This window comes from uncultured Desulfovibrio sp., assembly GCF_944324935.1.
Classification (GTDB): Bacteria; Desulfobacterota; Desulfovibrionia; order Desulfovibrionales; family Desulfovibrionaceae; genus Desulfovibrio.
Genome location: NZ_CALUYG010000059.1, coordinates 1 through 10,732 on the forward strand (window position 1 = coordinate 1; position 10,732 = coordinate 10,732).

At 65.3% G+C, this 10,732-nt stretch carries 8 protein-coding genes; 2 read left to right on the plus strand and 6 right to left on the minus strand.

The window, feature by feature from the left end:
• Positions 1 to 120: 120 nt before the first annotated feature.
• The 5 genes from Q0J54_RS11020 to Q0J54_RS11040 all read right to left on the minus strand — a co-directional run bounded on the left by Q0J54_RS11020 (position 121) and on the right by Q0J54_RS11040 (position 4,589).
• A complete protein-coding gene (locus Q0J54_RS11020) occupies positions 121 to 1,368 on the minus strand; it encodes a tRNA-specific 2-thiouridylase (RefSeq protein WP_296305678.1) in 1,248 nt (415 codons plus the stop codon).
• Positions 1,368 to 2,117, minus strand: a complete 750-nt coding sequence (locus tag Q0J54_RS11025; protein WP_296305680.1) for an amino acid ABC transporter ATP-binding protein — start codon at positions 2,115 to 2,117, stop codon at positions 1,368 to 1,370. Before Q0J54_RS11025 ends, Q0J54_RS11020 begins: the two co-directional genes overlap by 1 nt.
• Positions 2,101 to 2,907, minus strand: a complete 807-nt coding sequence (locus Q0J54_RS11030; protein ID WP_296305692.1) for an amino acid ABC transporter permease — start codon at positions 2,905 to 2,907, stop codon at positions 2,101 to 2,103. The genes Q0J54_RS11025 and Q0J54_RS11030 overlap by 17 nt, the downstream gene beginning before the upstream one ends.
• 132 nt (positions 2,908 to 3,039) lie before the next feature.
• Positions 3,040 to 3,777: a basic amino acid ABC transporter substrate-binding protein gene (locus Q0J54_RS11035; RefSeq protein ID WP_296305682.1), complete on the minus strand. Its 738-nt coding sequence runs from the start codon at positions 3,775 to 3,777 to the stop codon at positions 3,040 to 3,042.
• Positions 3,778 to 3,944: 167 nt separating this feature from the next.
• The gene (locus Q0J54_RS11040) at positions 3,945 to 4,589 is read right to left on the minus strand and encodes an NYN domain-containing protein (RefSeq protein WP_296305684.1); all 645 of its coding nucleotides are present in this window, start codon (positions 4,587 to 4,589) and stop codon (positions 3,945 to 3,947) included.
• A gap of 168 nt (positions 4,590 to 4,757) precedes the next feature.
• Here Q0J54_RS11040 and Q0J54_RS11045 point away from each other — a divergent pair, with 168 nt between their 5' ends.
• On the plus strand, positions 4,758 to 6,059 hold the full coding sequence (locus tag Q0J54_RS11045) for an O-antigen ligase (RefSeq protein ID WP_296305687.1): 1,302 nt from the start codon (positions 4,758 to 4,760) through the stop codon (positions 6,057 to 6,059).
• A 67-nt stretch (positions 6,060 to 6,126) separates the two neighbouring features.
• On the opposite strand, the gene uvrA is transcribed toward Q0J54_RS11045, so the two are convergent.
• Positions 6,127 to 9,069, minus strand: a complete 2,943-nt coding sequence (uvrA, locus tag Q0J54_RS11050) for an excinuclease ABC subunit UvrA (protein ID WP_296305688.1) — start codon at positions 9,067 to 9,069, stop codon at positions 6,127 to 6,129.
• 298 nt (positions 9,070 to 9,367) lie between these two features.
• Between uvrA and Q0J54_RS11055 the strand changes: the two genes are divergently transcribed.
• Positions 9,368 to 10,252 (plus strand): hypothetical protein, encoded by an 885-nt coding sequence (locus Q0J54_RS11055; RefSeq protein WP_296305690.1) that lies wholly within the window; start codon positions 9,368 to 9,370, stop codon positions 10,250 to 10,252.
• The last annotated feature ends 480 nt before the right edge of the window (positions 10,253 to 10,732 follow it).

A 10,732-nucleotide genomic window follows, 5' to 3' on the forward strand; every position in this document is an offset into this window, starting at 1 on the left:
TTTGCAAAACAACTGTCATGGGGCTTTCGTTTTTTGGCAAGCCCTCTGTTAACTTTCAATTTACAATCTGCCCAAAACGGTTTCGCTCTCCCTCTCGCAACATCCTTCTTTTTCAATATGTTAGAAAACTTCGCGGATGACGGCACCGGCCAGCAGGCGGCCGTCAGCGTCATACACGGCGGCTATCTGCCCAGGAGCGCTGGGGAAATGCGGACCGTGCGCGGCGTCCAGGCATATCCGCAGGCCGCCGTCGGCCAGGGGATGCACCTCGGCCGGGGCGGGCTGCTGGCGGTAGCGCAGTCGCACGAACAGCGGACCGGCAAAGGCGGACCGCCACATGGCGTCCGGGAGAAAGACATTGGCGGGTGCGGTGCGGCAGCCGCGCATGGCAAGCTGGGCCCGTCCGCCCACCAGCAGGGCCTGGCGGGCCGTGTCCTTGCCGAGCACATAGAGCGGTTCGCTGTAGGCGATGCCAAGGCCGCGCCGTTGCCCTTCGGTATAGCGCCAGAGGCCCTCATGCCGGGCGATGGGCCGTTCCCCCTCGGGCGTCCGCAAAAGGACGGGGCCGCCCGAGGGCGGCGACATGCCGTCCGCGGCCCAGCGGCGCGGGAGAAAGTCGCGGTAGGCGTCTTCGGCGGCGGGGATGAAGCAGATCTCCTGGCTCTCGCCGGGCAGGGGCACGTCCAGTCCGGCGGCGGCTACCGCATCCCTGCATGCCTGCTTGGTGAGGCCGGCAAGGGGGAACACGGCGCGTTGCAGCGCCTGTGCCGGGACAAGGGCAAGGAAGTAGCCCTGGTCCTTGCGCGGATCGGCGGCAGGAGCGAGCAGAAGCCGGCCTGAGGGGGGATGCGGCGCCAGCCGGGCATAGTGCCCTGTGGCAAGGGCGTCAGCCTGGAGCAGGACGGCGGCCTCCTGAAGCACGCCGAACTTGATGGCCGCATTGCAGAGGGCGCAGGGATTGGGCGTCTGCCCCTGCGCGTAGGCCCGGACAAAGGGCTGGATGACGGCCCGGGCGAAGCGGGCGCGGGCGTCCAGCAGATAGAGGGGCACGCCGAGACGGCGGCAGGCCGCGCGCAGGCCGGGCAGGGCGGGCGAGAGACTCGCCGGATCGACGCCGTCGGGCAGGGCGGGGATGGTCGGGGCAGGCCGCACGCGGTCGGACTCTCCCGCCGGGGGGACGAGCCAGAGGCGGGGGGCATCCGCATCCGCCGAGAGCGGCAGGCCTCCGCCGGGCGGCAAGGGATCGTGCGCCTCCCCGGGAAGAAAGAGGCCGTGCAGGGCCAGCGGATCATGGCCCTGCTCGCGCAGGCGGCAGAGGGCGCACAGGCTGTCCACGCCGCCGCTGACGGCTACGGCAAGGCGGGCCATCAGAGGATCTGGTTCAGGAACTGGCGCAACCGGGGGTGGCGGGGGGCGGTAAAGAGCCTGTCCGGCGTGCCCATTTCCAGGATCTGCCCATGATCCATGAAGATGACGCGGTCGGCGACCGTACGGGCAAAGCCCATTTCGTGGGTGACGCAGACCATGGTCATGCCGTCCTCTGCCAGATTGACCATGACGTCCAGCACTTCGCCGACCATTTCCGGGTCGAGGGCGGAGGTGGGCTCGTCAAAAAGCATGATGGCCGGTTGCATGGCCAGGGCGCGGGCAATGGCCACGCGCTGCTGCTGCCCCCCGGAAAGCTGGGCGGGGTAGACGTTGGCCTTGTCGCTGATGCCCACCCGCTTGAGCAGGGCAAAGGCGCGGTCTTCCGCCTCCTTGCGGGAAAGCCTGAGCAGTTTGACGGGAGCGAGGGTGACGTTCTGCAGCACGGTCTTGTGCGGGAAAAGGTTGAACTGCTGGAAGACCATGCCGAGGTTGCGGCGCATCACGTTGATGTCGTTATGGTGATCGGTGATGTCCTGTCCCTGCACGAGGATGCTGCCGCGGTCGATCTCTTCCAGGCGGTTGATGGAGCGCAGCAGCGTGGACTTGCCGGAACCGGAGGGGCCGATGACCACGACACGTTCGCCGGCGGCAATGTCCAGACTCACATCCTGAAGGGCGGCATTCCTGCCGAAGTACTTCCAGACGTTCTTGATGCTGATGATCGGAGCGGCGTTATCTTTTTCCATCATAGTAGTTCAGGCGGGATTCCATTATGCTGACAACCTTGGAAAGCAGCAGCGTGATGATCAGGTAGATAAGGGCGATGACCGTATAGGTCTCGAAATAGAGGTAGGTATTGTTGGCGTAGCTGCGGGCCCGCTGCATGAGGTCGGGCATGGATACCACGGAGACCAGCGCCGTGTCCTTGAGCATGGCGATGCATTCATTGCCGATGGGCGGCAGGATGGTGCGCCAGGCCTGCGGCAGGATGACGTAGAACATGGTCTGGAAGCGGTTGAAGCCCAGGGAGCGGGCGGCCTCCGTCTGTCCTTTGGAGATGGCCAGGATGCCCGCGCGGAAGACTTCGCCCATGTATGCGCCGTAGCAGAAGCTGATGGAGATGACGGCGGCGGCGGTGCGGCTCAGCTGCAACAGGCCGGAAAGCGCATAATAGAAATAAAAGATCTGCACCAGCAGCGGGATGCCGCGGATGACCTCCACATACGTGGAGGCTACGAGATTGATGAGCCGATGGCGCGAGATGCGCCCGAGCCCCGTGAGCAGCCCCAGCGGCACGGCGCAGCAGATGGACAGGAGCGTCACCTGGAAGGTGGCGGCAAGCCCGTCCGGCACGAATGTGAGGATGTCGCGGTACGGGTCGGGCCGGAACCACGCCAGACAGCAAAGGGTTACGATGGCGCCGACCAGGGCAATGGACCAGGCGTTGACGATGCGCCATTCCCGCGGGTCGGGGATGGACGGGCCTTCAGTGACCATGATGATGGTATTCTTGCTCTGGCCGTCACGGCTGTCGGGCATGGTGTTCTCTTCGGTCACCATGACGATGTTGCCCTTGCTCTGGCCTTCGATCTTGTCCTGCATTGCCGCTTCCTGCGTAAGGGGTAAGATGTGGGATGTGCGGGGGCCGCGGCCCCCGCACGGCATGCGGGCCTAGTCGGCGCCCATCCACTTTTCCTTGATCTTGGCCTCGGTGCCGTTGTCACGGATGATCTTGAGGCCCTTGTTGATCTTTTCCACCAGGTCCTTACGGCCCTTCTTGACGGTGAAGCCGTAGTATTCCACATCGTTGGTGACGAGGGGGATGGTGAGCTTCTTGGCGTATTCGGCCTTCTTGTTCATGTAGAACATGGCCACCGGGTCGTCGCAGATGACGGCGTCGATGCGCCCGGCCACCATGTCCTGGATGGCCAGGCCCACATCGTCGTATTCACGGATGGTGGCGCCCACGTTGGCCTTCTGCATGACGAAGATGCCGGTGGTGCCGATCTGGCCGCCCACGTTCTTGCCCTTGAGGTCGTCCAGCTTGGCGATGGACTTGCCGGCGGGCATGATCACGGCCTGGTGCACTTCATAATACGGGTCGGAAAAGTCGAAGGCCTTCTGGCGTTCGGGGGTGATGGTGGTGGAAGAGGCCACGATGTCGTAGTTGCCCGCCGCCACGCCGGCAAAGATGCCGTCCCAGGCGATGTTGCGGATCTCCACCTCAAAGCCGGCGGCCTGCGCCACGGCCCGGATGATGTCGAAGGAGTAGCCCACAGGGGTCTTGTCCTTGTCCAGGGCTTCCATGGGCGGCCAGGTGCAGTCGCCGGCCACGATGTAGGTTTCGGCAGCCGCGGGGCTGCACCAGAGGGTCAGGGCCAGCAGGGCCAGAGCAAATTTGCGCAGCATGTGTGCATCCTCCAGAAAAAATGAATACGAACCCGTCCGACGCCGGGAAGGGCGGACGCGGGGCACGGCGCGCATCGCCGCCGCTCCGTCCCGGGAGCGGCGCGTCCGTCCGCCGTGCCGCAAAAAGTTCTCCGTATGTAGCTGCGGGGGACCGATGCGTCAAGCCCTTACCACGAGTTGCCGGGATTGGGGTCCTTGTCGACGGCCGCGGGGGTCGCTGCCGGCGGGGCGATCAGGCGGGCGCTGCCGTCGTTGTCGGCGTCGTCGCGGTCATCCTTGAGGGCCTGCTGGACGAACCAGTCCTCACGGATGCGCCAGGAGGCCGCCGCCGTATACGCGGGGGATGAGTAGCCCACGGACAAAACGAGCGTCCGCCGGGCATGCTCCTGCAGGCGGATGAGCAGCGGGGTGAAGTCGGCATCGCCGGAAAGGATGATGAATTCGTCAAACTTGGTGGGGTGGGAGAGGTCATCCATGCAGTCCATGACCAGATGGATGTCGGTGCTGGTCTTGCCGCGCGAGGTCAGGGGCGGGCAGTCCACCACCTGGAAGGCGCTGCGGGTGAACTGGTGGCGAAATTCCTGATAGCGCTGCGGATTGAGATAACACATGCGTTTGAGGATGCGCCGGCGCACGCCGTCGCCATAGAGGATGCGCAGGGCATGGTTCTCCAGCCAGCGCACCCAGCGATAGGGCGTGCTGCCGAAAGCGCGGGCCGCTTCCGGGTCCGCTTCCAGAAAACGGGTGTAGATATTGTCGAAATCCACATACAAGGCACTGTACACTTCATCGAATCCACTGAAACGAGCCATATTGTTCCCCAAAGAAAAAATGACGGAAAGCGGGAAGATCGCAGGCGATCCCCCTCAAAGGTTGTACACAGCCGCCGCGCGGCTGTCCAGCCGCCGGAAGGGAAAGCCTCCGGGCTTGAATTTGCCCGGCGTGTCGGCTAGCGTAAGCAGCGAGTGCCTATGTGGAACATGTTTGCTGATCTCCTTCCGCGGTCGTCCCCGCGCGAATTGCGTGCCCGCTGGCGCGAAGATCGCGCCGGATTCTGGTACACGGCGCTTTTCTGGACCTTCTGGCTCTCGCTGGCCAGCTTCCCCATCGGCTACGGCGCCCGGGAGGTGCTGCCGCCGCTGTGCGCCGTCTTCCTCGTCTGCTACTATCGTCATGCCTGGCGGCAGTCCGTCTGGCGGCGTCTGGCCCTGCGTCCGCTGTTCTACAGCCTGTGGGCCATGATCGTGCTGGGCGTGCTGTTCTCGGGGGACATGCTCTCCTCCCTGCTGCATGCGGGCACGGGCATCAACAAGGGCTTCATCCTGCCCATCATCGGTATGGAATGCGTCCGCAGCGGCAGGGATCTCCGCCGTCTCGTGGGGGCAAGCGTGCTGGCCTGCTTCTGGCAGGGGCTGGACGGCATCTGGCAGGCCTGGACGGGATACGACTTCATCATGGGCTACACGCTCAACGGCGGACGCCTTACCGGCAGCCTGGGCGACTACTCCGTCGGCAACTACATCGCGCTGGCCATCATCCCCGCGCTGGGGCTCTGGCACATGCTGCGCCGCCATGCCGGCACGGTGCGGAGCCTTGCCGTCTGCGCCGTCGCGCTGGGGCCGGCTTTTTTCCTGCTGGAGGGGGCCAGCAGCCGCAGCGGCATCCTTGCCGTCTCCTCGGCCTTCGTTTTCTGGTGGCTGCTGTCCCGCCGGCGGGTGAACGTCCTGCCGCTGGCTGGCGGAGCGTGCGTCATGCTGGGCTATGTCCTGCTGCAGGCGTCGCGGCTCGCGCCCGAGACCGTGGCCAATGACGGTCGCTGGAGCCTCTGGGAGCTCGGCTGGAAGGTCTTTTGCCAGCATCCCTTCTTCGGGGCCGGCGCGGGGCAGTACAATACCGCTTTCCGGGAGCTGGGGCTCGTGCCCGCACGGGATGCCATCACCATCTCGCATCCGCACAATCTTTACCTGGACATCCTCTATGCGCACGGCATCATCGGCTTCCTGCTGGGCATGGCCTTTCTGGCGGGATTCGCCTGGTGGGGCTATGCCCGCATCCGCCGGCAGCTTGCGAGCCGGCCGGGGGATGACGCCGGCCGTCTGTACTGGACGCTGGCGGGCTGGTTCTGGGTGGGCTATATGGGCTGGCTCGTCAACGGCATCTTCGGGCACGATTTTTACCGGATATGGTGGCTGGCGCTGGCCATGTCCTATGTGGGGATATTCATCGGGGCCATCGTCAACGGCGAGGACCCGCCCGAGTCGCGACAGGATCCCGCCTGCTGACAGCGGGCCGGGCAACGACGGCATACATGGGAAAGGGGGGCGTGAGCCCCCCTTTTTTTACGCGCTTTCAGCCGTTGCGCCGCCGCAGGCGGTCGCAGCGCTCCTGCATGAGGAAACGCCCCGTCACCGAGTGCGGATCGGCCACGATGGCCTCCGGCGTCCCCTGCGAGACGATGAGGCCGCCGTTCTCCCCGCCGCCCGGGCCCATGTCCAGCACATGGTCGGCCGCCAGAATCATGTCGGTGTTGTGCTCGATGACCACGACGCTGGCCCCCTTGTCCACCAGCGTATGCAGCACGCTGATGAGCTTGCCCACCTCGTGCATGTGCAGGCCGGTGGTGGGCTCGTCCAGGATGTAGATGGTCCCCGGCAGGGAGCGCTTGCCCAGCTCGCGGGAGATCTTGATGCGCTGGGCCTCGCCGCCGGACAGGGTGGTGGCGGGCTGGCCCAGGCGCAGATAGTCCAGCCCCACGTCTTCCAGCACGGCCAGGCGACGCTCCAGCACCGGGTAATTCTCGAAGAACTGCCGCGCCTGGCTCACCGGCAGGTCGAGCACTTCGGCAATGTTGAGGCCCTTGTAGCGCACATCCAGCGTCTCGTGGTTGTAGCGCCGTCCCTTGCAGACGTCGCAGGTCACATAGACGTCGGGCAAAAAGTGCATCTCCACCCGTATCTGACCGTCCCCGCCGCAGGCCTCGCAGCGGCCGCCCCTGACGTTGAAGCTGAAGCGTCCCGGCTTGTAGCCGCGCTTGCGGGCGTCCGGCGTCATGGCGAAGATATTGCGGATCTCGTCGAATACTTTGGTATAGGTGGCCGGATTGGAGCGCGGCGTGCGCCCGATGGGCGTCTGGTCGATGGCCACGATGCGCTCGATGGGCTGGGCGTCCTCGCTGAAACTCAGGCCGCCGATGCTGCCGGGCTGGTCCACGCGCTGCCCCAGCATGATGGCCAGATGCTTGTAGAGGGTGTCCACCACCAGCGAACTCTTGCCCGAGCCCGACACGCCGGTGACGCAGGTGAGCACGCCCAGCGGGATACGGCAGTCGATGCCGCGCAGATTGTTGGTCGTGACCTTGTGCAGGGTCAGCCAGCCGCGCGGTTCGCGGCGCTCGTCGGGCAGGCTGATGGCGGCGTCCCCCCGCAGGTAGCGGGCCGTGAGCGTGTCCGCCTGCAGCAGTTCCGGCACGCCGCCCTGGAACATGAGCTCGCCGCCGTGGATCCCCGAGCCCGGACCGAGCTCGATGACCGTATCCGCCGCGCAGATGGTGGCCTCGTCATGCTCCACCACCAGCACGGTATTGCCGCGTTGCTGGAGGGAACGCAGGGTCCCCAGCAGGCGCTCGTTGTCGCGCGGGTGCAGGCCGATGGAGGGCTCGTCCAGCACATAGGTGACGCCCACCAGACCCGAGCCGAGCTGGGAGGCCAGACGGATGCGCTGGGCCTCGCCGCCGGACAGGGTGGACATGGAACGCCCCAGGGAAAGGTACTCCAGCCCCACATTGCGCATGAAGGAGAGCCGATGGCGCAGCTCTTTCATAAGCGGTTCGGCAATGAGGGCGTGACGTCCGTCAAAGGTGCGCGCCTCCAGCCATTCCAGCGCCCGCTCCACGGAAAGGGCGCAGAACTGGGCGATGTTCAGGTCGTCCACCCGGACGGACAGGGCGTCGGCATTGAGCCGTCTGCCGCCGCAGTCCGGGCAGTCGGCCGACTGGCGGAAGCGGGCCAGCATCTCCCGCCAGGCGTCGCCGTACTGCATGCCCTTTTCCAGCAGCGGGATGACGCCGGGCCAGCGCTGTTCGCTGACGGGCAGGTCGGCCTGACCCTGCAGACCGGTAAAGTGCTCGCTCTGATAGTCTCCCGTCGCCCCGAGGGCCACGCTGCCGCCCATCCAGTTGCGGCGCAGGCCGGAGCCGGCGGCAGCGGGGCGGCCCTGTTCGTCCTCGCCGTAAAAGAGCGTGGCAAGGGCCTCGTCCGAAAAACTTTCCAGCGGGCTGTCCAGCGTGAAGCCCTGCCGCTTGCCCAGCGCGGCCAGCGCCGGCGCGTAACGGGCAAAGTGCTTTTCCGCCGCCCAGGGGAGCAGGGCCCCGCCTTTGAGGGAAAGGCCGCGGTTGGGCGCGATGAGGCGCGGTTCGAAATAGTCCACCGTGCCCAGGCCCACGCAGCGCGGACACGCGCCCTGCGGGCTGTTGAAGGAAAAGAGCTGCGGGCTGGGCGCGGGCAGGGATATACGGCAGGTCGGACAGACGGACGTGGTGGAATGGATGCTGTCCCGCTGGTCTTCGGGCGCGTCGGGCAGGTGCAGCACGAGCCGCCCCTCGCCGTAGCGCAGGGCCAGTTCCACGGAGTCGGCCAGCCGTCCCCGGATGCCCTCCTTGCAGACCAGCCGGTCGACCACAAGATCCAGGCTGTGCTTGCGGTTCTTGTCCAGCGGGGGGACGTCGTCCAGCGTATGGAATTCGCCGTCCACCCGCACGCGGGCAAAGCCTTCGGCCTTGAGTTTCTTGAGCTTGTCCTGTTGCGTGCCCTTTTGCAGCTCCACCAGCGGCGCCAGCACCATGAAGCGGGTCCCCTCGGGCAGGCGCAAAATGTCGGCGATGATCTCGTCCGCCGCCCGCGCCTCGATGGGACTGCCGCAGCGCGGACAGTACATGCGCCCCAGCCGGGCATAGAAGACGCGCAGGAAGTCATGGATCTCCGTCACCGTACCCACCGTGGAACGCGGATTGCGGGACGTGCTCTGCTGTTCAAGGGAGATGGCCGGGGAGAGGCCCTCGATCTTCTCCACGTCCGGCTTGTCCATCTGCGGCAGGAACTGCCGGGCGTAGGCGGAGAGCGATTCCACATAGCGCCTCTGTCCCTCGGCGTAGACGATGTCGAACGCCAGGGTGGACTTGCCCGACCCCGACGGGCCGCAGATCACCACCAGTTCATCACGGGGGATATCCAGACTGATGTCCCGCAGGTTGTGCTGACGGGCATGCTCGATATGTATGCAGTGCGAGTGTTTCATACGGGCTATGTAAGCAGCGCCTCCCGCCTTGGCAAGCATCCTCTGTGAGGGGGCGCGCCGCACGACCGGCGGGCTGTGCGGCGGGGTGGCGCGCGTACGGCGGCCCTGCCGTGGGCATCCGCGCAAAGCGCGGCATGACGGATGCTCCGCCGTCACGCCCATACGCGGCAAAAAAGCGTGCGTGCGGCAGCCGAGGCGGGCTGGAGCATGGACAAATGTCGACAAAGGCGGTATAAATTTTTTTACGCCGCGGCCGGAAGATGTCCGGCCGGGCGCAGCGTTCAGCGAGGGGGCATCTATGCGTCAGGCTTTGGCCGTACTGGCCGTACTGTCCGTGTGTTGGGGAAGCGGGACTGTTTCACCCTGCGCCGAAGCGTCGGCGCAGGCGGAAGGCGGCACGGCGGGCGAGCCGATCATCGTGCGCATGCCCGAAACGGCGACGACGGCGCAGCAGGCCGTCCCGCCGGCGGCCCTTCCCGCAGCGACCGGCAGACCGCAGGGCGCCACCTCGGGCAGCGAGCCCATCACGCCGGCCACAGCGCCCCCTTTGCCCCAAAATGTCAGTCCGGCTCCCACGCCCGCGCCCACACCGTCCAACGCGGCCAGTGCCGCCTCGGCCTACCAGACGCGGCGTTTGACGGCCCGACACTTTTTTGCCCTGCTGCCCACGAGCATTTTCGAGGCGACGGCGGAGGGGCTGGACGAGAGCCAGAAGCAGGAGCTGCTTGTCAACGGCATGTCGGATTTCTGGGAGCTGGCGGGCGAGACCGATGATGTCATCGTCTTCACGGCCCTGCCGTTCCGGGACAGCGGCGTGGCTGTGCGCTTGTTCCGCAACGAGCAGGACGGCTCGGTGCTGGCGGCCATCGGCACGCTGGGCGGTGAGATGTGCACCGTCGAACTCTGGCGCATGGACCGCAACGGGCGGACGATACCGGTGGACACGCCGCTGGAGCCCCCCGTGCAGGAATTTTTCGCCCGGGATGCCAGTCTTCCCAAGGACATCAATCCCTCGGTGAACATCTGCCTCGGGCGGGGCGGACTGGTAGCCCGCCCCATTTTCTGGAACGCCTCCGGCATGGTGCACATGCCGCTGACCTATGATGTGAGTTATCAGTGGGACGGGCGGCATTTCGAGAAGCAGATCCAGCCGCATCAGGCCGCTGCCGGTACGGGGTTCTGATAGCGCGCCGTATCCTGCGGAGGATGCGGAAACTCCCCCCTGTCGTCGGCAGGGGAGATTTCTTTGTCTTTGACGCAAAAATTGTCTTGACCTTTGGCGCGAAAGGGTCCATAAACGCTTCTCGCGCCGGACGGACGCCGCAAGGGCCGGACGGAGCGGGCTTTGACAATGGCACAGCGAGCGCCGTGGACGACGGGCGGACGAAAGGGTCCCGCAAGGATTTTTTTCGGAGGCCGCAAAAAAGTTGTTGACAGCGAGAGTGGTTTTGACTAGGTTCACACCTCGCAACGACGACAACGCGTCGAGTGGATGAAAAAAAATCGAAAAGTGGAAAAAAGTTGTTGACAGTGGGTCGAGCTTTGAGTAGGTTCACGCACCGCGCTGAGGAAAACGACTTTGCCGTTTCGATGAAAAAAGTTCACGAAAACGAAAAAAAAGTTGTTGACACGGTGCTGTGAAGTGAGATAAAATCACTGAGAG

Bases quoted from the DNA above. Each gene is read 5' to 3' on its own strand.
- Q0J54_RS11040 (WP_296305684.1), bottom strand. From the start codon at position 4,589: ATGGCTCGTTTCAGTGGATTCGATGAAGTGTACAGTGCCTTGTATGTG.
- Q0J54_RS11035 (WP_296305682.1), bottom strand. From the start codon at position 3,777: ATGCTGCGCAAATTTGCTCTGGCCCTGCTGGCCCTGACCCTCTGGTGC.
- Q0J54_RS11025 (WP_296305680.1), bottom strand. From the start codon at position 2,117: ATGATGGAAAAAGATAACGCCGCTCCGATCATCAGCATCAAGAACGTC.
- Q0J54_RS11020 (WP_296305678.1), bottom strand. From the start codon at position 1,368: ATGGCCCGCCTTGCCGTAGCCGTCAGCGGCGGCGTGGACAGCCTGTGC.
- Q0J54_RS11030 (WP_296305692.1), bottom strand. From the start codon at position 2,907: ATGCCCGACAGCCGTGACGGCCAGAGCAAGAATACCATCATCATGGTC.
- uvrA (WP_296305688.1), bottom strand. From the start codon at position 9,069: ATGAAACACTCGCACTGCATACATATCGAGCATGCCCGTCAGCACAAC.
- Q0J54_RS11045 (WP_296305687.1), top strand. From the start codon at position 4,758: ATGTTTGCTGATCTCCTTCCGCGGTCGTCCCCGCGCGAATTGCGTGCC.
- Q0J54_RS11055 (WP_296305690.1), top strand. From the start codon at position 9,368: ATGCGTCAGGCTTTGGCCGTACTGGCCGTACTGTCCGTGTGTTGGGGA.